Below are 23671 nucleotides of genomic sequence, written 5' to 3'. Positions count from 1 at the left end.
GCGCCGTCAGATGAAGGCTTTGAGGCAGAACAGACTGCGCTCGCTGCCAAGGTCGTGAAATTCGAACTCGACCGGTGCGCTCGACCGGCGGGCGATCTCGATCAGCCCGATGCTGCCGCCCAGACTGCCTTCATCGGGGGCCTGGCGTAACTTTTCGCGGTAGAAACGCTTGAGTTCTTCGCTCGACATGCCGGCAATATGGTCCAATCGCTCGCGCAGGATAGCGGCATCGGCCTTGGGAATCTCGTTGCCGCACACGACGAAGAAATGTCCGTTCTCGACGCCCACAACGATCATTCCCGCGCTGATCATACCGCCGGAGGCCCGGTCCGTGGGAAGTTTGTCGGCTGAATACCGGATGATGTTCTGGGCCTGCTCGACGAAGATCGAGAACACCCGCTTGGCGATGGTGGCGTCCGTCTCACCCTGGATCATCCGAAGCTTCAGGACTTCCCCGAGCGAGAACAGGACATTCTCCGAAAGGTCGCCGCCGAACGAAAGGATGATGCCGTTGCGCTTCGACGTCTCGAAGAAGGATTTGAAATCCTGCGCGAGCAATGCGTCCTCCCTGGACAAGGCGGATGGTGATGCCGGAGCGGCGTCCAAGCACACGATCCGGAAGCATTAGCTCCAAAGCGTCTACGGAGAGTTATCGCTCCGGCGCCCGCCCGAGAGAAGCACAATTCGTTCCACCCGATTAACCACGGTGTGCCGGGCCAGGGTCCGTCATGATCCGGAAGGGGGACTTCCCAATTCCGAAGTCTTGTCGTCAAGTCATGAGCCGTTGAGCCGACCGGTCGAGAGAAACAATTTATAGGGATTTGACACTGTAGAAGTCGCGGGTGCGCGTTGGCGTGGGCACGAATCCAGACCTCGTCGGTCTGAAGTGGATCGGATCGTGACGCAAGAGAAGTCCGTCCTCATCGTATCGGATCGGCCGGACCGGGTAAGGCTGCTGGCGCGCGCCATCACCACGATTCTCCCTTGCCGCAGTGTCCTCGGCGACCAGTCGATACCCGCCATCCTCCCCGTCGTCGCAGTCATCGACATGGACCCTCGGGAAGGCGTGGCGGCAGCCTGGGCGACCCGCCTCCTCATGTTGCGCGTGCCCTGCCTCGTCCTCACCGGCTCGCCTGCCGACATCCCGCACAAGGCGAATCCGGCTCTGCGCATCGCCGCGGCCGATACTCCGCGCCCAACCATCCTCTCCCTCCTCCTCAGCCTGATCGACGCCGGCCGGAAGATGCGGACACGGCGCGACGGCGAGAACGCCGCTGTGGAAGCGAAGGCGCATCGCGCCTGTTCGGTCGTGGCGGGCATGTTCCATGCGGCGCAATTCGATCAGTCGATCTCGGCCGACGAGGTCGATGCCGGCACAGACGTCATTCTGGAAGCCGTCTCGGAGGGTGGGATCCGTGCGTGGCTCGACGTGCTCGGACGCTACGACGAGTTGCTCTATCAGCATTCTCTCAGCGTCGCCGGGTTCGCCGCGGCCTTCGGCTTCCACCTCGGGATTCCGCGGGCCGACCGGAAGCGCCTGACCAAGGCCGCACTGCTGCACGATATCGGCAAGGCCAAGATCCCCCTCGCCATCCTCAACAAGCCCGGCGCGCTGACCTCGGACGAACTGGCCATCATGCGGACTCACGCCGCCGCCGGCGCCGACATGCTCACCGGGCAGGAAGGGTTCGATCCCGCGATGCTCGATGTGGTCAGGCATCACCATGAGATGCTCGACGGCAGCGGTTACCCGTCCGGCCTCACCGGCGATGCGATTTCCGATCTCGTCCGCCTCGTGACGATCTGCGACATCCACTCCGCCCTCACCGAACGGCGCGCCTATCGCAAGCCGCTCCCGCATGCCGAAGCCCATGCCATCATGCTCGGGATGACGGGCAAGCTCGACATGCCGCTCCTGCGGGCCTTCCTGCCCATCGTCAGGCTCTCGACCCCCGACGACGCCCTGGTCTAGGGATTGCCGCGTTCGGTTTACCGAACCCGGACCCGTTTGCGGGACCCGTTCACTTGGATCGATGTCGCAGGACGGCCGCGATTTTTGCAGGAAAGTTCTAGATTAAAAGTTTTATCTCTTCGTGTGAGATCTAAGCGAAGACCCATCTCCCCCGCCTTGTTCTTTTAAAAGCACGTTTCGTTGACCCGGATCGTCGCTGCGATCACAGTTCGGCAACGATGCCGGGGCGCATTCGACGATCGGACGGAACGTTCTGATCGATGCCCCCGGCACATTCCCGAACCCGATCGGTAGGCGCTCGATGTCTCTACAAGGCAGCTCTTTCTCAGGCCCGCTCCCCCGCATCGTCGGCTTCAGCGCCAATCTCCAGCGTCCCTCCAAGACGCGGGCGCTCGTCGAAGCGGTGGCCGAGGCGACCGGTGCGCGGCTCCGCGCCGATATCCGCCTGTTCGACGTCGTCGATGCCGGGACCGGCCTCGGCGCGGCCTGGTCGCGCGATCAGCTTTCGCTGCCGGCCCGGCGTATCCTGGAGGCGATCGAGAACGCCGATGCGCTCATCGTCGGGACGCCGGTCTACAAGGGCGCCTATACCGGCCTGTTCAAGCACCTGTTCGACTTCGTCGATCCGGCGGCTCTCGTGGGCAAGCCCGTCGTGCTGTCGGCCACGGGCGGAGGCGCGCGTCACGCCCTCGTCGTCGAGCATTCCCTTCGGCCTCTCTTCGGCTTCTTCAGCGCGCAGACCGTCCCGACCTCCGTCTATGGCAGCGACGCGGATTTCTCCGACGGAATCCTCGTCAACGAGGGCGTGCGGGGCCGCGTTTCCGATGCTGCGTCCCAGCTCGCTGCGCTGCTCGGCGCACGGGCGAAGCCCTCGGCTTCGTTCGAGGCCGCGCCGGCCGCCGCCTTCGCCGCTCCGAACCGATAGCCCGCTCGGACGACCGGGGGCGCCGGCCGGGCGATGCGCCCGACGGCGCCGAGATCGGCGCCTCCTACAGAGCCTCAGTCAGCAAGGGCTGGACACATGTCACGGCAGACAACCATCGGTTCCGACATCCTCGGCCGCCTGACACCCTGGCTCGTGCCGGTGGCGATCATCGCCGGCTGGCAGGCGGCGGCCTCGACCGGCCTCGTTTCCACCCGCTTCATGCCCGCGCCCTCGGACGTGATCGCCGCGGGCTGGCAGGCGAGTAAGACCGGTGAGCTTTGGGCCAATCTCTGGATCAGCTTCCTGCGGGCGGCCGTCGGCTTCCTCATCGGTGGCAGCATCGGCTTCGCCCTCGGTCTCGCCAACGGCCTGTCGCAGCTCTCCGAGAAGCTCACCGACACGACCCTGCAGATGGTGCGCAACATCCCGCACCTGTCGCTGATCCCCCTGGTCATTCTCTGGTTCGGCATCGACGAGGAGGCCAAGCTCTTCCTCGTGGCCATCGGCGTATTCTTCCCGATCTACGCCAACACCCTGCACGGCATCCGCTCGGTGGATCCGCAACTGGTGGAGATGGGCCGGGTCTACGGCATGTCGCCCACGACCCTGTTCCTTCGGGTGGTCCTGCCCGGTGCGCTGCCTTCGATCTTCGTCGGCCTGCGCTACGCGCTCGGCATCATGTGGCTCACGCTCATCGTCGCCGAGACGATCTCGGCCTCGTCCGGCCTCGGCTACATGGCGATGCAGGCGCGTGAGTTCATGCTGGTGGACGTGGTGGTGCTGGCCATCGTCATCTACGCCCTCCTCGGCAAGATCGCCGACACCCTGACCCGGCTGCTGGAGCGTTCGTTCCTCGCCTGGAACCCGGCCTACCGGAACATCTGAGGGGCATCGACCCGACGTGCCCCTGTTCTTCGATCAACCCTACGGACGACGTCCATGACCGCCTCCACCCTGCTTCGGGCGTCCGACGCCCCTCTCGCGCCGCCCCGCGAGGTGCCCGTCGCTCCCCCGCTCCGCCAGTCCACGCGTCCTGCGGCGACCGCAGGCACAGGGGTCGCCGTCACCCTGCGCGGCTTGGCGAAATCCTTCGACGGTCATCAGGTGATCGAGGGGCTCGACCTGCACATCCCGGCGGGCCAGTTCGTGGCCATCGTCGGCCGTTCGGGCTGCGGCAAGAGCACCTTGCTGCGCCTGATCCTAGGTCTCGAACAGCCGAGTGCCGGGCGGATCGACCTGGAGAACCCGGGTGCGCGCTCGGCCACCAAGCGCATCATGTTCCAAGAGCCGCGCCTGCTGCCCTGGGCCCGGGTCGCCGACAACGTCGCCGTGGGGCTCGGCGGGGCCGGGCGGCGCCAGGAACGGCGCGAGCGGGCCGCGTCCGTGCTGGCCGAGGTCGGCCTCACCGACAAGGCCGGCAACTGGCCGGCCACCCTCTCCGGCGGCCAGCGCCAGCGCGTCGCCCTGGCGCGCGCCCTCGTCAGCCGGCCGGGCCTGCTCGCCCTCGACGAGCCTCTCGGTGCACTGGACGCCCTGACGCGCATCGACATGCAGGACATGATCGAGCGGATCTGGCGCAACCAGGGCTTCACCGCCATCCTCGTCACCCACGACGTCGCCGAGGCGGCAGCCATGGCCGACCGCATCCTCGTGGTGGAAGAGGGCCGCGTCGCCCTCGACCTGACCGTGGACGTGCCCCGCCCGCGCCGGCGCGGCGACCCCGAACTCGCTCGGCTGGAAGGCCGTATCCTCGACCATCTGCTGAAGGACCGTGCCCCGGTCTGATCCCCGGACGCGCGCGATCCCACCGGCACAACACCAGGAGCATCCCATGACCGCAGAGACCGACGTCCTCTGGTTCCTTCCCACCCATGGCGACGGCCGCTACCTCGGCGCGCAGGAAGGCGCCCGCGACGTGTCGCTGGCCTATCTCCGCCAGATCGCGCAGGCCGCGGACGAGCTCGGCTATTACGGCGTGCTGCTGCCCACCGGCCGCTCCTGCGAGGATTCCTGGGTCATCGCCTCGGCTCTCGCCGCCCTGACGAAGCGCCTGCGTTTCCTCGTGGCGGTGCGTCCCGGCCTGCAGGAGCCGTCCATGGCCGCCCGCATGGCCGCGACCCTGGACCGGATCTCTGACGGGCGCCTCCTCATCAACGTCGTCACCGGCGGCGACCCGGTGGAACTGCGCGGCGACGGCGTCTTCCTCGACCATGACGAGCGCTACGTCGTCACTGACGAGTTCCTGCATGTCTGGCGCGGGCTGATGTCCGGCGAGACGGTGAATTACGAAGGCAAGCATCTCAAGGTGGAGGACGGCCGGCTCATCTTCCCACCGGTCCAGAAACCCTATCCGCCACTGTATTTCGGCGGCTCCTCGCCCGCCGGCATCGAAGTCGCGGCCGAGCATTGCGAAGTCTACCTGACCTGGGGCGAGCCTCCGGCGGGCGTCGCCGAGAAGATCGCCAAGGCGAAGGAAGCCGCCGACCGCAAGGGCAAGACCTTCTCCTACGGCATCCGCCTCCACGTCATCGTCCGCGAGACCGAGGGCGAAGCCTGGGCGGCGGCCGAGAACCTGATCTCGCGCCTCGACGACGAGACCATCGCGCGGGCGCAGGCCACTCTCAAGCGCCAGGACTCCGTGGGCCAGAGCCGGATGATGGCGCTCCATGGCGGCGACCGCACGAAGCTCGAAGTCTCGCCCAACCTCTGGGCCGGCGTCGGTCTCGTGCGCGGCGGCGCCGGCACGGCGCTCGTCGGCTCGGCCGATCAGGTGGCGGACCGGATGAAGGAGTATATCGACCTCGGGATCGATCGCTTCATCCTCTCCGGCTACCCGCATCTGGAGGAGGCCTACCGCTTCGCCGAACTCGTTTTCCCGAAGCTGCCGCTTCGCGCCACCACCGGTGTTCCCCCGAGCAACGCCCGCAACAACGGCCCGTTCGGCGAAGTCATCGCCAACGACATCGTCCCCAGCCGCCGCATCGCGGCGCATTGAGGGATAGCATCGCCTCTCCCCGCTCGCGGGGACAGGGCTGCGGCGACCCCGTCGTCGGCGCGGCGAGGCGGCAGCCGATGTGAGGGGCTGACGCCGAAGGAGGTTCCTCCGGTGAGTCCCCCTCACCCTCGTTCCGGCTTGGCCTGCACTCACCGGATGCACGACAAGGTGCATCCGGTCCTCTCCCCGCCCACGGGGAGAGGCAGCGCTCTCACCGGGCATCTGTTCCAAACGCTGTACGAGGACATTCCATGCCCCGTTCCACCGCGCGCACCCTCTCCCCGCCTCGGCAGACGACCCTCGCCTTCCTCACCGCCCTCGCATTCCTGATCCTCGGCACGCTGCTGGCGCGCGCCGAGGACAAGGTCATCCGCATCGGCTACCAGAAATACGGCACGCTGGTCCTGCTGAAGGGCAAGGGCCTGCTGGAGAAGAAGCTGGCGCCGCTCGGCTACCGGGTGAGCTGGGCCGAGTTCCCCTCGGGGCCGCCGCTGCTGGAGGCGCTGAATGCCGGGGCCATCGATCTCGGCTCGGCCGGGGAGGCGCCGCCGATCTTCGGGCAGGCCAACAGCCCGGATTTCCTCTACGTCGCCCACGAGCCGGCGGCACCGCTCGGCGAGGCGATCCTCGTCGCCAAGGACAGCCCGATCAAGACCGTCGCCGATCTGCGCGGCAAGAAGATCGCCCTGAACAAGGGCTCGAACGTCCATTACTTCCTGGTCGAGGCCTTGGCGAAGGCCGGCGTGCCCTACGAGGCGGTGACGCCGGTCTTCCTGGCGCCCGGCGACGCGGTCGCGGCCTTCTCGCGCGGCGCCGTCGATGCCTGGGTGATCTGGGACCCCTTTCTCGCCTCGGGCGAGCGGGCCACCGGCGCGCGGACTCTCGTCAATGGGACCGACATCGTGCCGAACCGGCAGTTCTACCTGTCGACCCGCCCATTCTCCGACGCCAACAAGGAGGCGCTCGATACCACCCTCGCGGCGATCGGCGAGATCGACGCCTGGGCCAAGGACAATACCGACGCGGTGGCAGGCGAACTGGCCCCCGCCATCGGCATCCCGGCGCCGATCCTCACAATCGCCCTCAAGCGGCTGACCTACGGCGTGACCCCGCTGGACGCGGCCGTGATCGCCGACCAGCAGAAGGTGGCCGACACGTTCCACCGCCTCGGCCTGCTGCCCAAGCCCATCACGGTCTCCGACGCCGTGCGGAAATCCGGGAGCTGATGGGGCTCTACCGCCCGGCCGGCGCCGACATGAGCCGGCGCAGGACAAGGTGGGTCGTCCCGCACAGGACGAGGGGGATGACGACGAGAAGGCTCGCGAACCAGGCCCAGGCCGGCATCATCGTCTGGGCGACGGCGTCGCTCATGCCCCAGACGTAGTTGATGTTGACGGGGTCCAGCCCGGCATCGGGGCGCGGACCGGGCATCAGGAAGAAGCACACGAACAGCACCGCGACTGCGAGGCCGGACCATGCCGCCCAGGCACGCCGGTCATAGCCGAGGCGCCAGACCAGGTAGACGAGCAGGAACGGCAGCCAGCCGTGGAACAGCGAGAGCCCGCGCAGGAACAGCGGGTTCTCGGCCTTGAACATGTAGGCGGTCATGCCGGTGAGCGACACGCCGCCGAGTTCGGCGAGAAAATCTACCACCCAGAGCAACTGGGGTGCCAGGATGCCCACCGTCGGCATGGAGACCAGGAGCGGGCTCTCCCGCCAGATCCCCACCAGGGTGAGCAGCAGGGCGACGTCGCAGAAATAGAGGAAGTTGGTCGGCCCGTACCAACTCCAGTAGACGGGCACGAGCACCGCCATGAAGGCCGTATAGGCGAGCTTGAGGGCTAGCGGCAGGCGTTGTGCGCTCGCCGGTTCGAGAGAGGCGGCGGCGTCGGCCAGGGTCGCTTCCGCGACCGCGAGGGGATCAGTCGCCGGGACCATGCTACCGCTCATGTCCGATTCTCATTCATGTCCGCCGCCCCTTCGTCCGTCGAATCGATCGGCCGCTTCAAAGCTTGGCCCAGGCGGAGGACACACGAATTCGCGAGCCTCCGGCGTGACGCGTCGCACGCGAGGGGCGTCATTGCTGCGGGCCGGCTTCGCATGCGAGCCACGATGAGCGTTCACGGCGGTCAGGCCGCGGCGCGGTCGCGTCCCGACGCCTTGGCCTCGTAGAGGGCCTCGTCGGCCCGCGCGATCGCCCGGATAAGCGACGTTTCCCCCGCCGCGACCATGCTCACCCCCATGCTGGCGGTCCAGGCCGGCAGGTCCGGCAGCGCCCGGAAGGCACGTCGTAGATCGTCCGCGAAGGCGAGGGCGGTGTCGGCGAGGACGACGATGAACTCGTCGCCACCCAGGCGCACGAAAAGGTCCCGGCCCGAAAGACGGCGCATGGCGCAGGTGGCCAGGGCGACCAGCACCGCGTCGCCCGCCGCATGGCCGTAACGGTCGTTGATGGACTTGAAGTGATCGACATCGATGGCGATCACCGCCGTATCCAGGGCGACGATAGCCGGCGAATCCGCCGTGAGGCCAGCGCGATTGAGGGCGCCCGTCAACGTATCATGCAGGGCGAGACGGCGAAGAACTGCTTGCGCCCGTTCGCCCGGCATCGAGATGAGGCCGAGATTGAGGATGGGGAGCAGGATCTGGTCCGCCAGCAGCGGAACGAGGGCTACGGCATAGGGAATCTCGCTGTGGTTCTTCAGGATGACCAGCGTGAGCAGATAGGCTGGGATGTATCCGAGGACCGCCAGTCCGGCGATGCGGCGCCCTCCCATGACGTCGCCGCGCCGGCCGCTCACGAGAACCGAGCCGATCGCCAGCATGACGACCGCCAAACCCAGGATGCTGCCCATCTGCGCGGCCGTCCGGTCCAGCAGAAGGGCGGGGCCGAGATATCCGAGGCCGGGCAGCAGGATCAGGGGAATCGCCCAGGGGCGACGCTTTGGCAGGCCGTCGAACCGGTCCACACCGGTGAGGACCAGGAGAGAGGAAGCGCCGAGCAGCGCGTGCAGGACCGCGATCGCAACCGGATGATCGCCCACCACTCCGAAGCCGATCATGATCGCCGCGTAGAGTCCGGAACTTCCCGCCCAGTCGAGCAGGAAAGATTGTCCGGTCCGGTTACGCCACAACGTCAGATAGACCGTCATGAAAGCAACGCTTATCAGCGTGCTGCATAGACTAAGGGTCGGCACGTCGGGAATCGGAAACATGAAGGCGACTTCGTAGCGGCACGGACCGAAACTGTCTTAACGGCAAAGCCTTAAGAGCGCATCACCGAAGGATCCGGTCCAGCTGAATCCTGGCGACAACTGTCGTGAGGCCGGTGCGATGTGATAAATACCGGCGCTCTGCTCGTGGCGACTGGGCGAGGATAATCCATCGCCGGTGCACTAAGTCGTCGCGAAGTATCGTTGCTCGTCGAGCGCGTGTAAGCCTTTCGCGCGACTTTCAAGGTTGCACCACGACCCACCGGGTCGGCGGTCACTCCAGCCTCACAACAACGCTGTCGCTGGCACCCGACGCGTCCATCACCGAGATCCTGGCGAAGCCCGCGCCGTCCGGTGACCATTCCGATTGGCGCCGGGCGCTCTCGGCGACGGGCAGGCTGTTGACCATCCAGGTGAGGGGCGGCACCCCGCCAAGCGCCTTCAGGGCGAGGCTCGGCGCGGGGCCGGGCTCTGCGAGGCCGAGATCGATGCGGGCGCCATCCGGCGGGTAGGCGATCTTGAGGGCCGAGCCCAGGGCCGCCGACAGGGTCTTGGGCACGTCCTTGCGGATGTGGCGCAGGGGCGGCGGCAGGCCGGCGGTGGTGGTCACCAGTGCGTCGCGGGGCATCGGTACGGAATCGGGCTCGCCGCCGAAGCGCGAGAACGCGTCGAACAGGATCGGCGCGGCCACCGCCCGCCCGACGAGACCCGGCACGGCGTTGCCGTCCGGCCGCCCGACCCAGACCGCGATGGTGACGCGCCGGTCGAACCCCACCGCCAAAGCATCGCGATAGCCGTAGGATGTGCCGGTCTTGAACGCGATCCGGTTGGGTAGCGCGTTCTCCGGCGGCGGCGCACCGCGCAGGGTATCGGCGACGTACCAGGCCGCCACCGGTTCGGTGACGCGCAGCTCCGGCGGGGGCGATGCGGCCGGCCCGTCGAGGCGGCGGATCAGGTCGGGCACCGAGCCCCCACGGGCGAGGCCGGAGAACAGCCGCGCGAGGTCGGTGAGGGTGATGCCGAGGCCGCCCAGAGCCACCGGCAGGCCGGGTGCCGTGTCGCGCGGCAGGTCGATCCGCGCTCCTGCGCCGCGCAGACGGGCGATGAAGCGGGCGGCGCCCACCGCCTCCAGCAGGTCCACCGCCGGCACGTTCAGGGAAAGCTGGAGCGCGCGCCGCGCCGTGACGGTGCCCTGGTAGCTGAGATCGAAATTCTCCGGCGCGTAGGAGCCGGCAAAGCGCACCGGCCGGTCGTCGAGAAGGGTCTCGGGATGGGCGATGCCGTTCTCGAAGGCCAGCGCGTAGATGAACGGCTTCAGGGCCGAGCCGGGCGAGCGGATCGCCCCCGTCATGTCGATGGCACCGGAGCGGCTGGCGTCGAGATAGCCGGCGCTCCCCACCTGCGCGATCACCCCGCCGGTGCGGTTGTCGATGGCGAGGATCGCCGCCGAGATGCCCGGCCCCATGGCGGCGGCGCGCTCGGCCGCCAGCCGTTCGAGGCTCGCCTGCAATCGCCCGTCGAGAGAGAGGCGCTGGACCCGAGCAGCGGGATCGGCGGCCACGGCCGCCTCGGCCGCATGGGCCGCGAACATCGGGAAGGGCTTTCGCTGGTCCGGCACCGGTTCGGCCTTGGCGGCCTTCGCCTCGGCGGGCGTGATGATTCCGCGCGCGGCGGCGATGTCGAGCACCCTGTCGCGCGCCTGCCGGGCGCGGGCGGGGTAGCGATCCGGCCGGCGCGCCTCGGGCGCTTGCGGCAGGCCGACGAGGAGGGCGGATTCGGCGAAGGAAAGCCGGGCGGGCTCGCGCCCGAAATAGGCGAAGCTCGCCGCCCGCAAGCCCTCCACCGGGCCGCCATAGGGAGCGAGCGCGAGATAGAGGTCGAGCACGCCGTCCTTGCCGAGGCGGCGCTCCAACTGAACCGCCCGCACCATCTGCCGGAGCTTGGCGCTGAGCGAGCGTTCGGGCCGCGGCTCCACGAGGCGAGCCACCTGCATCGACAGGGTGGAGCCCCCGGAAACGATTCTGCCGTGGCGGAGCCATTGCCAGGCGGCGCGCAGGGTCGCTGCGGGGTCGATGCCGGGATGGTCGGCAAAGCGCCGGTCTTCGTAGGCCTTCAGCATGGCGAGCATGCGCGGATCGACATCCGCCCCCGTCACCGGCAACCGCCAGCGCCCGTCGGCGGTGGCGAAGGGGCGCACGAGATGGCGGTCCCGGTCGAGGATGACGGTGGAGCGGAGGCTCGCCTGGGTCAGGTCGAGGGGCGGGAGGGTCGCGACGAAGCGCCAGAGGGTGAGGGCGGGGAGGAGGATGAGAAGGGCGGTGGCTCCGCCGAAAACCCTCCCCCCCTTGCGGGGGAGGGTGCCTGCGGAGCAGGCGGGAGAGGGGGCGACCTCTCCGGACGTGGCGCTCCCCTCTCCCGACCCACTTCGTGGGCCACCCTCCCCCGCAAAGGGGGGAGGGGAGGGGATGTCGCGTTCCATGAGCCTACTTCGCGCTCACCTCGACCGAACCGAAGGCGGTGCGGCCGAAGCGTTCGGGGCGGTACATGTCCTCGATGGTGGCGCCGGGATGGACATAGGTGCCGGGTGAGACCGCCCGCACGGTGTAGGCCACGGTGAAGAAGGCGGATTGCTCGGGGCTGCGCTCGTAGGCCGCCACGAAACGATCGTCGCGGAACTCGGTGCTCACCGGCTGCACGTCCGACTTGGCGAAAGCGAGCCCCGCCAGGGCATCGGAATCGAGGAGCTTCGGATTGTCGATCTCCAGCCCGGCGGGCAGGCGGTCCACCAGCAGGAGGCGGCCGGCGCTGGCCTTGGCCTCGGCCACCTTAAGCACCACCACGAGGCGGTCGTTCTGGCGAACTCCTTGCGTGAGATCCGCCACCGTGCCGTCGAGGCGATGATAGGTTCGCTCGATGGAGTAACCCCGTGATTCCGCCGGCTCCGGCGCGATGGGATTGCCCGACACGCTCACCACCGTCTGGGCGGCGCCCGTCCCGTCATTGGTGATGGTGACGGGCCTCGCGTCGAGGGCGGGGGCGCGGTAGAGCCGCGAGACCGGGCCCGATTGCCGCGTGCCGTCGACGCTGAAGCTCAACGCTTCCGCGTCCTTGGCGAGCCCCTCGGCGGCAAGCACCATCCAGGCATTCTCCTGGGTGCTGGTGAGGCGTCCGCTGGCCCGCTCCTGGGTGATGACCTGACCCAACGGCCGGATCGTCTCGCGGGCGAGGCCCGTCTCGGCGGCGAGAGCGAGAAGGCCGGCCCCGTCGCGCAGGCGCGAGCCGTAATCGGCGCGATAGGTCGAGGTGTCGCGCGCGGATCCGAGCGCGGTCACCGCCGATTCGAACGCCTTGGCCGCGCGGCCCCGGTCGCCGAGAAGGGCGAGGGCGGCTGCGATCTGGCCGCGTCCGAGAGGGGTCGCGAACTCACCGAGCTTGGTGTCGGCGAGGTAGCGCAAGTCGCCCATCACCGGGCGCCCGTTCCGGGCCAGCACGTAGGCGGCGTAGGCGATGTCCATGCCGCCGTCACGCACCTCCGTGGTGTTGGCTACGGTGTTGCGCAGGCGGTCGAGGGCATTGGCGAAGGCGGTCTGCGGCACCGCGAATCCGCGTTCACGGGCGCGGGTCAGGAAGTCGGTGACGTAGGCGTTGAGCCAGACGTCGCTCGACCCCCCGACGCTCCACAGGCCGAAATCGCCCGAAGCGTCCTGGCGCGAGAGCACGCGGTCGATGGCCTCGCGCACTCGCTCGTCCACTTTGTCGTCGATGCCGAGCCTGTCGAGGGAGGCGAGCTTGTTGACGTAGAGGAGCGGCATCGCCCGGCTCACCGTCTGTTCCGAGCAGCCATAGGGATAGCGGTCCAGTGCCTGGAGCAGGGCGGGCACGTCGAGGGCGGCGAGCGAGGAGGCCGTCACCGAGACCGAGCCGGTGCCGGGGAGGATGTCGGCGAGGAGGTCGCCCGTCACCTGCATGGTGGCGCCGGGTTCGAGGGAACTCACCGAGCGGCGGACCAGGGCTCCGGTCCCGGGGCCGATATTCAGCGAGAAGCTCTGTCCGACGGTGCCGGTAATTCCGGGGCCGGAGAGGTTCACGTCGAGCCGCGACAGGCCGGGGCCGGCGGCGGTGATCGGGATCACCAGGGAGCCCTTGGCGCCGGCCTCCAGCTTCATGGTGCTGTGGACCGCGCCGGCCGAGACCAGGACCGGGCCGGTTAGGTCGAGATCCACGGTATAATCGCCGGCCTGTCCCTCGACATTGTCGATGGCAATGAAGAAGCGCGAGCGGTCGCCGACATTGAGGAAGCGCGGCAGGGTGCCGGTGAGCACGACGGGATCGCGGATGATCACGTCGGCCTGCGCGGAGCCGACCTTCGCCCTGCTCCAGGCGGTCACCATCACCCGGCCGGTGCCGTTGAAGGCGGGCAGGGGAAAGTCGACGCTGGCCCGGCCATCGGGGCCGACGCGGACCACACCGGAATAGAGCGCCAGCGGCGCCTGGGTCGGCGGAGAATCGGAGAGTTCCGCAGCACCGCCGTCACCGCCCGAGCGGATCGCGCCGAGCGTGCCCTGCATGCCGTCGATCAGGTATCCGTAGAGGTCGCGGATCTCCGGTCCCAGCGCCTTCTGGCCGAAGAAATAGCCGAAGGGATTGGGCGATTCGTAGCGGGTGAGGTTGAGGATGCCGACATCGACCAGGGCCACGCTGATCTGTGCTTCCTCGCCGGAGGAGAGACCAGCGAGCTGGATCGGCAGGGTCAGGGTTTCGCGGGGCCGCGTGGTCGCAGGCGCCCCTACGGTCACGGAGAGGCTGCGCTTGTCGGTATCCACCGAGAACCAGGCGAGGCCCAGTGCCCGGCCCGGCAGGCGCTTGGCCGCCTGGTCGAGGGGCCGGTAGGCGGTGGCGACGAGATAGGCGCCCGACCCCCATTCCGCCTTCACGGGAATATCCACGGTGGTCCCGCTGTCCGACACCGTGACGTCGAGGATGTCGTGGACCTTGTCGCTCACCACGGCGAGGGTGGCCGTGCCCTTGAAGCGCGGCTGGAGGCGCGCCCGCAGGGTCTCGCCAGCGGCATAGCTCGGCTTGTCGAGCTTGAGGTCGAGGAGATCGGGCACGTCCGCGGTCTCGGATCCGCCCCAGCCCACGGTGAAGGTGACGCTGACCGTGGCCTCGGGCCGGCCGGTGGCCAGGGCTTCGAGGCGGTAGGTACCGAAGCTGACCGTGGAACTGACCCGGCCCGGCGCGTCTGCGGCGAGGTCGAGCCGTCCATCGGCGATGCGCCGCGTCGAGGTGACCGGCTCGAACGACCAGCGCCCGCCTTCGCGGTACCATTGGTAGTTCCGGTCCACCTTGGACAGGGTCCAGGCGACGCCGTTCTGTGGGATCTTCCGTCCGTCGGGACTCGCCATGACCACGTCGAACGTGGCGACACCGCCTTCCGCGAGGTCGCCAGAAAAATTCTTGCGGATGGCAAGGACGGGGCCGGAAGGCAAGATCGGCAAGGTGAGGCTGCGGCTCAGCGCCCGTCCGCCCGGCTCGCCGACCTGCAGCGTGATCTTCGCCTCGGTGGGGCGCGGAGCGCTGAGTGCCTGGACCGGCACCGTCACGGTCGCCGATCCCTTGGCGTCGGTGGTGGCCTTGGCCTCGATCTCGGCCGAGGTCGCCTCCACCTTCTCGTCATCGAGGCCGATGGAGAACCCGTCGAGCCCCTTGATCCCGCTCGTCGCGGCGGCCTGGACCAGGACCGTGCCCGACACGTCGAGGCCCGAGCCCGGCGCGCCGTAGAGGTAGCGCGCGGCGACGTCGATGGTCGCGGGCTCGCCCTTCGTCAGGGTCGGGCTCTTCGGGGTGAGGGTGACCTCCAGGCGCTCTGGCACGTAATCCTCGACGAGGAACGTGGCCTCGCCGACAGGTGGCGCCTTCGCATCGGTATAGGCGGCGATCCGCCAGGTGCCGTGCATCGCGCCCGGCATCAGGGCGAGGGGCAGGGCACGGCCGCCGAGACCGGCATCGGCGACCTGGACGCGGCGATACTCGACCCCGTCCGGACGCTTCACCACCAGGGTGAGGGGAAGGTTCGGCACGGCGATGCCGGCGGCGTCACGCAGCAAGGCCGTAACCTGAACGGTCTCGCCGGAGCGATAGACACCGCGCTCGGGGAAGACATAGGCCTCCACCGCGCCCGGCTGCGGACGGCCCTTCACGCCCCGGTCGGTGAGATCGAAGGCGCTCTGAGAGAAGTCGAGGAAGCCGTAATCGTCGCCGAGCTGGGCGACGACGAGGCCGGGCGCGATCCCGCCCTCGCCGCGTGCGAGGCCCGGATCGAAGGCGACGTGGCCCTGGCCGTCGGTCTTCTTCGTCGCCAGCACCTCGTTGTTGCGGGCCACCAGACGGATTTCGGCGCCGGGAACCGTCTTCGCGTTGGCAAGCGAGCGGGCGAAGACGTGGATGCCGTCGCGGCCCTTGAAGGCGGTGAGGCCGAGATCCGAGACAACGAACCATTGCGTGGCCTGGGCCTCGTAGCCGCCATCCTCGTCCGTGGAGGCGGCGACGCCGCTGGCCTGGGCCAGCATGATGTAGATGCCGGGCTCCAGCTTGCCGACCGCCTGCAGCACCGGAAAGGCAGTGATGGCCTCGTGGTTCAGTTCGGCCTTGGCCGTATCGAGCGTGCCCTTCCAGACGCGGCTGCCCTTCTGATCGGCGATGGTCTTCGCGGTCATGCCGCTGAGCTGACCGAGGAACTCCTCCGAGCGCAGGGACGGCAGCAGGGCACGGTCGCCGACGCGCAGCACCTCCACGTCGATCTTCGGCGCGTTGACCGAGACCAGCGGCACGCCGGCCTGTCCGGTGCGCGGCAGGACGTAGTTGCGCCCGGTGAAACGCACCTGGGGCGAACGGTCCCGCACGTAGACTTCGTAATCGGCCGATTTCAGCAGAGCCTCGCCCACGGAGGACGGGATGCCCGAGCGCAGCACGAAGGCGTAGCGCTCGCCATGCTTCAGCCCGTCCACGCAGATCTGCTGCCCGCTGCCGGTGACGGCGGCGTTGGCGGCGCCCGAGACGGCGACGAAGGGCGTGAAATCGGTCTTAGGGGCTAGGCTTTCGGAGAACTGGAAGCAGACGCGCGGGGCGGCGGAGTCGGAATCGACCTTGTAGTCGAGGATGCGGAAGCCGTGCTCAGCGCGCAGACCCTCATAGGTTTCGCGCACCGTGGCATCGTCGGCGAGCGCGAGGCTGGCGCGGTAGGCCTCGAGCGAGGGCCGCCATTCGGATTCATCGGCATAGACCTCGCCCAATGTCGCCAGGGCCTCGGCCTCGGCGGTGGCACCGCGTGCCTTCAAGTAAGCCTGATAGGCGGCTGCCCGAGCCTGGCCGCGGAGGCGCTGGCGGAAGGAGTAGTCCCCGGTCTGGTCGTCATTGCCCACCGTGCTCGCAGCGCGGGCATAGGCGATCCAGTTCTGCGGGTCGCCCGCATCGGCGGCAATGGCCCCGGCGAGGGGCTTGAGGGCATCGGCCGGCTTCTCGGCCTCCACCAGGGCCTCACCCTCGGCGCGCAGCTTGGCCGCCGGTTTGGCGGGACCGGGGGCGGCCTCCGACCGCAACGTCGCCTCGAGACGGAAACCGTCACTGGCCAGCGCGTCACGCTGAAAAGCCTTGGGTAATGGCGCTGGTTTCGGGGGTGCGATCCGCGCCACCGGACGGTCGGGCGCCTGGGCGAGAGCCGGCATCGCGACCAGACCGCCGAGCGCCAGAGCACTGGCGAGAACGCTTCTGGCAAAGACGGTTATGGAAAAATGGGCGGTCGCGCGCCCGAGCCTGGTTGATCCCGACATCGCCCACCTCGTCTTCGGCGGCATCCGATCCCCCCTCGGTGCCGCGCCGGACCCTAGCACCTCGCGCGCGCGCCGCAATGACGCGCTCGCTCTGACGATCGGCTGGAAATCCGGCGATCCCTCTGTCACACCTTCGCAAACGGCATCGGCAAAAGGCCATCGGAGAGCGTGGACCATGACGCAGCGCGCGCGATTCGCAGGGGTTGCGGCGGCTCTGGCCCTCCTCGTCCTGCCGGTTCAGGCTCAAGGCCCCGCCCAGGCGCCTGCCCGTGCGGCACCGGCGGCCGACCCCGCCTTCGAAGCGGCGAAGGCGGCCTTCGAGCCCCTGCCGGAGCCGGACAGGAAGGGCCTGCAGGACGCCCTGGTCTGGACCGGCGACTACAACAGCGTCATCACCGGCACGTTTGGGCGCCGCACCTATGACGCCCTGCTCTCCTACCAGAAGCGTGCCGGCAACCCGGCGCCCGGCTTCCCGGACGCGAGGATGCGGGCGGCGATCCTCGCAGCCGGCGAGATGGCTCGGAAGGCGGCGCGCTTCACCGTGAAGCCCGATTCGGCGAGCGGCGTCATGATCGGCGTGCCCGAGCGGCTGCTCGCTAAGCGCATCCCTCAGTCCGGCGGAACCCGCTGGCAGAGCGGGGATGGCCGCGTCACCCTCGATACCAAATCCTTCGCCCCGGAGGAGACCAGTCTCGATGCCCTATTCGCCCGCATCACCGCGCCGGGCTCTGACCGCAAGGTCACCTACAAGATCAAGCGGCCGGATTTCCTCGTGGTCACCGACGAGACGGCGACGGGCAAATCCTACATCCGCTATGCCGCCGCCCCGGGGGGAGTTCGCGGCTTCACCATCGGCTACGACAAGGCCCTCGGGCCGGATGTAGACCGCTTGGTCATCGCCGTCGCCAACAGCTTCGTACCGTTCCCGGAGACGGCCGATGCCGCTCCTGCCCAGGTAGCGGTCAAGCCCGGTGGGACACTCGACAGGTCCACGCCGGCTCCGGCGGTGAAAGCCCTGCCGCCTCTGGTCCGCGCCGCTGTGACGACAGGCATCGGCCTCGTCGTCGCCCCGGGGCGTGTCCTGACAAGCTCCTCGGTCCTGGAGACCTGTGCGGCACCACGGATCGCCGGCGCGGCAGCACGCATCGTCAAGGTGGATTTAGGCCGCGGTCTGGCACTTCTCGAAGGGACCGGCGCGAAGGGCCGCGTTGCCACCCTGGCCTCGAAAGGGAGCGCGTTGACGCCGGGCGACGCGCTCGTGGTCCTGGGGGCCGATGGGGGAGGGGGGATCGCCGTCTCGTCGGGCCAAGCTGGCGGGGATCGGCTCTCCGCGCCGCTACAGCCCGGATCGTCGGGGGCCATCGTGCTCGACCGGGACGGAGCCCTGGCGGGTCTCGTCGCCCGCTATCCGTCGTCGCCCCGTCTCGTCGCCGGTGTGGCGCCGCCAATGAGCTACCCGATGGTCGATGGCCGCGTGGCCTTCGCGTTCCTGGCCGAGAACGGCATCTCGCCGGGGGCGGCCAGCGGCGGATCGGGTTCCACCCTCGGCGCGGTCGCCTCCAGGGTGGCTGACTCGGTGGTCGGCCTCACCTGTCCGTAGGGATCGCGCTGTCCCGGATGCATGGCCGGCGGGGCGCCGGAACGCCCCGCCGGTCCGGTCGTGCGGTCAGAGGCGTCCCGTGACCAGAAGCACGATCAGGATGATGATGAGGATACCGCCCAGACCGAAGCTCTGCCCGCGATAAGCGCCGCCACCGAGGAAGTTGCCGCCGCCGAGGACGGCGAGGATCAGAATGATGAGCAGGATGGTGGTCAGGGTCATGGGAAAGAAACTCCGGTCACGCCCAACCAACATTGCTTGAGCTTGACCGGTGAAACGTCCATCCGCCGATTCCGTTCAACGCGACCGCGTCACGATGATGCAGATTGATGACGGTGTTGCAGGAAAGTCGATTTCAGCCCCAGCCGCACGGTCGGACGGTCACGAGACGCACCCGTTGCCGTCCGGTATTAGGCCCGCCAGTCGGGGAGATCGCCCGCCGTTTCCGTGAGCCAGGCCGGCACCGGTAACCCGCGCTCGGTGAGGAAAGCCGGGTTGAACAGTTTAGATGCGTAGCGCGCCGCCCCGTCGCAGAGAATGGTCGCGATGGTGTGGCCGGGGCCGAGAACCCGCGCGAGCCGGATCGCGCCGGCGACGTTGATCCCCGATGAGCCGCCCAGGCTGAGCCCTTCCTCGCGCATCAGCCCGAACACGATGTCCAGGGCTTCCGTGTCGGGGATGCGGAAGGAATGGTCCGGCCGGAACCCTTCGAGATTGGCGGTCACCCGGCCCTGGCCGATCCCTTCGGTGATCGAGGAGCCTTCGGCCTTCAGCGTGCCGGTGGTGTAATAGGCATGTAGCGCCGATCCCTCTGGATCGGCGAGCGCGACGGTGATTCCGGGCTTGAGCGCCCGCAAGGCCTGGGCGGTGCCGGCGAGGGTGCCCCCCGTTCCGGCGGCGCAGACGAAACCGTCGATCCGACCCTCCGTCGCGGCGAAGAGCTCGGGGCCGGTCGTGTCCACATGCGCCTGGCGGTTGGCGACGTTGTCAAACTGGTTGGCGAAGAAGGCGCCGGCCGGTTCGGTCGCAGCGAGGCGCTCGGCGAGCCGCCGCGCCACATGCACGTAATTGTCCGGGTTGGAGAACGGCACGGCCGGGACCTCGACGAGGCGGGCGCCGGCGAGGCGCAGCGTCTCCTTCTTCTCGGCCGATTGCGTTTCCGGGATGACGATGACCGTGCGGTAGCCGCGGACCGAGGCGACCAGGGCGAGCCCGATGCCGGTATTGCCCGCCGTCCCCTCGACGATGGTGCCGCCAGGCCGGATCGACCCGCGCCGCTCCGCATCCGCGACGATGGACAGGGCCGCCCGGTCCTTCACCGACAGTCCGGGATTGAGGAACTCGGCCTTGCCGAGGATGGTGCAGCCGGTGAGGTCCGACGCCCTGCGCAGGTGGATCAGCGGCGTTCCGCCGATGGCGGCGAGGACATCGCCGGAGAGGGAAGGGGTGCGCGTGGTCATGACGGGTCGGGCGTCTCCTGCGATGTGAGGAGCAACGAGCATGACCGACACGGCGTCCCGCGACCACCCACGATCACGCGGATCGCAGAAAGGTACGCCTATCGGTCGAGAAGGGGTTGCCAAGCTGAAAAGGAGATTCTAGACACCCCCACCGACGGCGGAGCGCACAACTCTCCCCCGGTCAGGTCGGCGCCCGTAGCTCAGCTGGATAGAGCACCAGACTACGAATCTGGGGGTCAGAGGTTCGAATCCTTTCGGGCGCGCCATTCACGTACAGAACTGCGAACGCCGGGGGCGGCGTTAGGGCCGTTCCCTACGGCCTTTTCCAGAACATCCCGGCGGCCTGTGATCCGCACCTCTTCCTTTGCAACTTCGACAGTGTCGATGATGGCTCGGAGGTAGGCTTTCCGAAACGGCACTTCACCCTCCTGTAGCCGTGATCGCATCACACGCACGAAGGAGTCGACCTGCTCCGGTGTCACCGTGACAGGTTCCCGAATCTGCTCACGAAGCCGCTCCAGAGCCGCTCTCGCCCGATCACGCTCAGCCCGCAGATCGTCGAGACGCTGTTTTAGGGTTCCATCGGTCAGATCGGCGACGCCTGCCTCGATCGAAGCGTACAGGCGCTTCAGCCGTACCTCGGCTTCGGCCACTTCGGTTGCCAAAGCCTGTATCCGCCCCTGTGCAAGGCCGACCCGAGACTGGCGGCGCGCGACCAAGCCCGAGAGGATTTCCTGCACTCGGTCCGTCGTCAGCAAACGCCCGACCAGCGCGGTAGTGACCAGATCGTCTAGCTTGGCCATCGCGATGTTCGTACCCGGGCAGGCACGTTTGCCCATCCGCATCGCCGGCGAGCAGGTATAGTAGCGATAGACCCTCCCGGTGCTGGAGGTGCCAGTGCGCAGTGTCATGCCGCCGCCGCAGGCCGCACACTGGGCGATGCCCGTAAGCAGGATCGGTCCCGTGACCTCGCGTGGCGGCGCCTCGCTCGGCCTCCTGCTGCGAAGGGTGTCCTGCACCGCTTGATAAAGATCCGGCGTTACGATGACCGGAGCCGTCGATTCGATAACCTCCGCCTGCGCCTTGAGCTGTCGTGTCTTCGCCTCGCGCCGATTGAACTGATAGGTTCCTGCGTAAAGCGGCCTCGTCAGAATATCGTGCAGCGGTCCGATGCCCCAGCGCGCGCCAGTCCGCGTAACGTGGCCTCGCTCGTTAAGCCAGTTGCAGACTGATTTGACACCGAGCGGGCCTGACCGTCCATCGCCCTCGACGATCAGGCGGTAGATCAGCCGTACGAGTTCAGCCTCGACCGGATCAATGGCCAGAATCTTCTTAAGCCGCTTACCCTTCTGCTCCGTCTCGATGGTGCGATAACCAAACGGCGGCTTCGAGCCATTCCAGTAGCCCTGGCGCGCATTCTCCTTCATCGAACGAAGCACGTGTTTGCTGTTCTCCTGAGATTGATATTCGTCGAACAAGCCGAAAATGTTCCGAGCCAGGACGTGCGCTGAGTCTTCCTCCGTGAAGGGCTGGGTCATCGAGACCACGCGCACGTCGTGCTTCTTCAGCCTTCGTCGCACCCCTTCGAACAAAAAGTTGTTTCGGAAGAAGCGACTGAAGCTGTGAACCACAATGAGGTCGTAAGGCCGTGATCCATCACAGGCACGTTCGAGTAGCGCCGCGAGCTGCGGCCTTCCCTTCTCGCTCGTCGCCGATGCACCACGTTCCTCGTACTCACCGACGAGAACGTGGTCGTTCGCCCGACACCATTCAGCGATCTGATTTCTTTGATCGGGCAGCGATAGGTCCGCTTCGGCTTGGGGGCCGGTCGAGACACGTGTGTAGGCAACGGCTCTCAGCTGCCGGTGTGCAGGCGGAGTGGTTGCGACGGCTGAGCTGTGACGAGACATGAGCGGTCCCTTCGATTCTCTTCAGGTTGCAGAATGATGGATCGTAAAGCGATGCGACAGGGGCGAGCGGCCGCCGCCAACACCTTGTTGCGCGGCGGTTGAATGCTCCAACGTCGTTCAGCCAAGGAGATTGTCGATCTCGTCAGCGAGATAGTGCTCGACCGCGTCAAGCTCGCGTTCAATCACGGATTCTGGCATGGCGACGACGACGACACGTACGTTTCCAGTTGCAGGTGCACGCCGCCGTCCAATGCGTGCTCGGGCTCCCGGTGCATGCCGTCCATCTCGGCGGGAGGCTTGTGCCGTCCGACCTCTAGGGCGACCAGAATTCTGTCTTGATAGAGGTTTACGCATGTTTGGGCTCCGCGTTGGGGGAGCCCTCCAATGACACCACGTGTCACCGAAAATCTGGGATAAAAATTAGGAGTTCGCCTTCGCCGGCGCGAATTCGACCCCTATGAGGAGGCCGATCGCCGTATTATGGGACGAACATGAATCGCTTCGGGTTGCGCTAGGCCCGCCACGATCTGGGGGATCAACAAGGCCTTGAGGTCCTCACGTTTGGCCTGCGCTCTTCCGCTGAAAGCATTCATGATGAGGTCGCGGCATCTCAAAAAGTCGAGAAATTCCTCCGCGTTTTCACTAACCAGGAAAAGATGATTGGCAAGGTTGCTTTTCAGCCACTCAGCCCCTTCCCTTTCTAGAATACCCACCATTCCCATGCTGCAAAAGCCTGCACAAATTGCCGCCTCGAACATTGGAATCGACCGGTCATAGGAAAGCCAGATGCGTCCGGGATTGACGTGGCCGTGAAGGGCGACTTCCACCATTTCCGGCATCGTCAGTTCCCAATCCTTCTGACGATTAGGTTCTCCAAACAGCCTCTTCTCCATGACGGAGGGGCGATCCGGTGAGCGTGGTTCACCGACCTTCTTTCGATTCGTTGTGATGTAGCGAACGCCAGAGGAAATCAGATCTGCCTGGTTGGCGGCCTTCCCAAGCAATCGTAAGACGCGTTGTTGATCCGCCATCCAGGCTTCATCAAAGGTGCCACTGGAAGCACCTGCAGCATACACATCCTTGAACCGGCGGACTGAGGCATAAGGTGTTAGCTCAGCAATCCATTGTTTACCTTCTTTCAACAAGGTTGCGGCCGTCCACGGGCACCGAACATCCCTGAATATTCGTTTGGCCGCTTCGTCGGATCGCACCTGTGCGGGAGTACCACCTGTCTGATCGTCGACAGGGCTGCGGTTTAGGAGGACGGTGTGAAGACCGAGACCAATGATGCCCATCGCTGCTTTCAGCATTCGGGTCTCCGGACTACTGGTTCCGGCGCCAGGGCCTTCTCTTACAACGAACTGAAAGCCGACTACTCTCGCTGAGCCCTCGCGCCCAGTCTGACGTATCGCTTCCGTAAGCAACGGCTTGCGATTTAGCGTCTCGTCGTCACTTCCGTCGTCGCTTGCTGACATGGGACACCAATAGTTAGCACAAATAGACAAAAGTTGATATGGCGCACGGCTGCGAGATAACAAGTGTCTGATGGGTACCGAAGGGACGCGCTACTGGAAAAGCTCCCTAAGTCGTGGCTTAGCGATGGGGACGCACGGAATTTGGACGCGTGTTCGGCTTGATCCATTTGATAGCGCCGTGGCACGCGGCACCCTCACCCATCTTCACCTTTAGCCAGATTTGAGGTCAATGACCTGCGGGTCTCGCACATCAATGTGCGATATTATTCGGTCTCCAACGCGAGGACCTGTGC

General features: G+C 67.2%; 16 protein-coding genes and 1 tRNA gene. 8 read left to right on the top strand and 9 right to left on the bottom strand.

Going from position 1 to position 23671, the window contains the following annotated elements:
* Positions 1–6: 6 nt before the first annotated feature.
* Entirely contained in the window at positions 7–612 is a 606-nt protein-coding gene (locus tag ACYQML_RS04410; RefSeq protein WP_419953157.1) for a SiaB family protein kinase, read from the bottom strand.
* Positions 613–898: 286 nt separating this feature from the next.
* Between ACYQML_RS04410 and ACYQML_RS04405 the strand changes: the two genes are divergently transcribed.
* The 6 genes from ACYQML_RS04405 to ACYQML_RS04380 all read left to right on the top strand — a co-directional run bounded on the left by ACYQML_RS04405 (position 899) and on the right by ACYQML_RS04380 (position 7118).
* Positions 899–1972 carry an HD-GYP domain-containing protein gene (locus ACYQML_RS04405; protein ID WP_244478194.1) on the top strand — a complete coding sequence of 358 codons (1074 nt, stop codon included), beginning with the start codon at positions 899–901 and terminating at the stop codon, positions 1970–1972.
* 301 nt (positions 1973–2273) lie between these two features.
* Positions 2274–2897 (top strand): FMN reductase, encoded by a 624-nt coding sequence (gene msuE / locus ACYQML_RS04400; protein WP_461234846.1) that lies wholly within the window; start codon positions 2274–2276, stop codon positions 2895–2897.
* Between the two features lie 96 nt (positions 2898–2993).
* Positions 2994–3782 (top strand): aliphatic sulfonate ABC transporter permease SsuC, encoded by a 789-nt coding sequence (gene ssuC, locus ACYQML_RS04395; RefSeq protein WP_207411080.1) that lies wholly within the window; start codon positions 2994–2996, stop codon positions 3780–3782.
* Between the two features lie 54 nt (positions 3783–3836).
* On the top strand, positions 3837–4682 hold the full coding sequence (locus ACYQML_RS04390) for an ATP-binding cassette domain-containing protein (protein ID WP_461221837.1): 846 nt from the start codon (positions 3837–3839) through the stop codon (positions 4680–4682).
* 46 nt (positions 4683–4728) lie between these two features.
* Positions 4729–5892, top strand: coding sequence for an FMNH2-dependent alkanesulfonate monooxygenase (gene ssuD, locus ACYQML_RS04385; protein ID WP_056422701.1), 1164 nt, complete (start codon positions 4729–4731; stop codon positions 5890–5892).
* 251 nt (positions 5893–6143) lie between these two features.
* Positions 6144–7118: a sulfonate ABC transporter substrate-binding protein gene (locus tag ACYQML_RS04380; RefSeq protein WP_461234845.1), complete on the top strand. Its 975-nt coding sequence runs from the start codon at positions 6144–6146 to the stop codon at positions 7116–7118.
* Between the two features lie 7 nt (positions 7119–7125).
* On the opposite strand, the gene ACYQML_RS04375 is transcribed toward ACYQML_RS04380, so the two are convergent.
* The 4 genes from ACYQML_RS04375 to ACYQML_RS04360 all read right to left on the bottom strand — a co-directional run bounded on the left by ACYQML_RS04375 (position 7126) and on the right by ACYQML_RS04360 (position 16828).
* Positions 7126–7842 carry a hypothetical protein gene (locus tag ACYQML_RS04375; RefSeq protein ID WP_200919014.1) on the bottom strand — a complete coding sequence of 239 codons (717 nt, stop codon included), beginning with the start codon at positions 7840–7842 and terminating at the stop codon, positions 7126–7128.
* Between the two features lie 179 nt (positions 7843–8021).
* Complete coding sequence (locus ACYQML_RS04370) at positions 8022–9044, bottom strand: GGDEF domain-containing protein (RefSeq protein WP_461234844.1); 1023 nt, start codon at positions 9042–9044, stop codon at positions 8022–8024.
* Between the two features lie 334 nt (positions 9045–9378).
* Positions 9379–11583, bottom strand: coding sequence for a penicillin-binding protein 1C (gene pbpC / locus ACYQML_RS04365; RefSeq protein WP_461234843.1), 2205 nt, complete (start codon positions 11581–11583; stop codon positions 9379–9381).
* A gap of 4 nt (positions 11584–11587) precedes the next feature.
* On the bottom strand, positions 11588–16828 hold the full coding sequence (locus ACYQML_RS04360) for an alpha-2-macroglobulin family protein (protein WP_461235665.1): 5241 nt from the start codon (positions 16826–16828) through the stop codon (positions 11588–11590).
* A gap of 280 nt (positions 16829–17108) precedes the next feature.
* Between ACYQML_RS04360 and ACYQML_RS04355 the strand changes: the two genes are divergently transcribed.
* Positions 17109–18533 carry a serine protease gene (locus ACYQML_RS04355; RefSeq protein WP_461234842.1) on the top strand — a complete coding sequence of 475 codons (1425 nt, stop codon included), beginning with the start codon at positions 17109–17111 and terminating at the stop codon, positions 18531–18533.
* Positions 18534–18599: 66 nt separating this feature from the next.
* On the opposite strand, the gene ACYQML_RS04350 is transcribed toward ACYQML_RS04355, so the two are convergent.
* Positions 18600–18755, bottom strand: coding sequence for a hypothetical protein (locus ACYQML_RS04350; RefSeq protein WP_018046049.1), 156 nt, complete (start codon positions 18753–18755; stop codon positions 18600–18602).
* Between the two features lie 188 nt (positions 18756–18943).
* Complete coding sequence (locus tag ACYQML_RS04345; RefSeq protein WP_461234841.1) at positions 18944–19993, bottom strand: cysteine synthase A; 1050 nt, start codon at positions 19991–19993, stop codon at positions 18944–18946.
* 189 nt (positions 19994–20182) lie between these two features.
* Here ACYQML_RS04345 and ACYQML_RS04340 point away from each other — a divergent pair.
* A tRNA-Arg gene (locus ACYQML_RS04340) sits at positions 20183–20259 on the top strand.
* On the opposite strand, the gene ACYQML_RS04335 is transcribed toward ACYQML_RS04340, so the two are convergent.
* Both ACYQML_RS04335 and ACYQML_RS04330 read right to left on the bottom strand, forming a co-directional pair.
* Positions 20230–21903, bottom strand: a complete 1674-nt coding sequence (locus tag ACYQML_RS04335) for a recombinase family protein (RefSeq protein ID WP_461234840.1) — start codon at positions 21901–21903, stop codon at positions 20230–20232. The genes ACYQML_RS04340 and ACYQML_RS04335 overlap by 30 nt on opposite strands.
* A 455-nt stretch (positions 21904–22358) precedes the next feature.
* Positions 22359–23213, bottom strand: coding sequence for a hypothetical protein (locus ACYQML_RS04330; RefSeq protein WP_461234839.1), 855 nt, complete (start codon positions 23211–23213; stop codon positions 22359–22361).
* Between the last annotated feature and the right edge of the window lie 458 nt (positions 23214–23671).

Source organism: Methylobacterium sp. CM6244, from assembly GCF_054817885.1.
The sequence above is the reverse complement of the archived record's forward strand: the minus strand, read 5'-3'. Positions and strand labels throughout refer to the sequence as shown.

What these genes read in the sequence shown, in the direction of transcription:
- msuE (WP_461234846.1), top strand. Translation starts at nt 2,274, where the DNA reads ATGTCTCTACAAGGCAGCTCTTTCTCAGGCCCGCTCCCCCGCATCGTC.
- ssuC (WP_207411080.1), top strand. Translation starts at nt 2,994, where the DNA reads ATGTCACGGCAGACAACCATCGGTTCCGACATCCTCGGCCGCCTGACA.
- ACYQML_RS04390 (WP_461221837.1), top strand. Translation starts at nt 3,837, where the DNA reads ATGACCGCCTCCACCCTGCTTCGGGCGTCCGACGCCCCTCTCGCGCCG.
- ssuD (WP_056422701.1), top strand. Translation starts at nt 4,729, where the DNA reads ATGACCGCAGAGACCGACGTCCTCTGGTTCCTTCCCACCCATGGCGAC.
- ACYQML_RS04380 (WP_461234845.1), top strand. Translation starts at nt 6,144, where the DNA reads ATGCCCCGTTCCACCGCGCGCACCCTCTCCCCGCCTCGGCAGACGACC.
- ACYQML_RS04375 (WP_200919014.1), bottom strand. Translation starts at nt 7,842, where the DNA reads ATGAGCGGTAGCATGGTCCCGGCGACTGATCCCCTCGCGGTCGCGGAA.
- ACYQML_RS04370 (WP_461234844.1), bottom strand. Translation starts at nt 9,044, where the DNA reads ATGACGGTCTATCTGACGTTGTGGCGTAACCGGACCGGACAATCTTTC.
- pbpC (WP_461234843.1), bottom strand. Translation starts at nt 11,583, where the DNA reads ATGGAACGCGACATCCCCTCCCCTCCCCCCTTTGCGGGGGAGGGTGGC.
- ACYQML_RS04360 (WP_461235665.1), bottom strand. Translation starts at nt 16,828, where the DNA reads ATGCCGGCTCTCGCCCAGGCGCCCGACCGTCCGGTGGCGCGGATCGCA.
- ACYQML_RS04355 (WP_461234842.1), top strand. Translation starts at nt 17,109, where the DNA reads ATGACGCAGCGCGCGCGATTCGCAGGGGTTGCGGCGGCTCTGGCCCTC.
- ACYQML_RS04350 (WP_018046049.1), bottom strand. Translation starts at nt 18,755, where the DNA reads ATGACCCTGACCACCATCCTGCTCATCATTCTGATCCTCGCCGTCCTC.
- ACYQML_RS04345 (WP_461234841.1), bottom strand. Translation starts at nt 19,993, where the DNA reads ATGACCACGCGCACCCCTTCCCTCTCCGGCGATGTCCTCGCCGCCATC.
- ACYQML_RS04335 (WP_461234840.1), bottom strand. Translation starts at nt 21,903, where the DNA reads ATGTCTCGTCACAGCTCAGCCGTCGCAACCACTCCGCCTGCACACCGG.
- ACYQML_RS04330 (WP_461234839.1), bottom strand. Translation starts at nt 23,213, where the DNA reads ATGCTGAAAGCAGCGATGGGCATCATTGGTCTCGGTCTTCACACCGTC.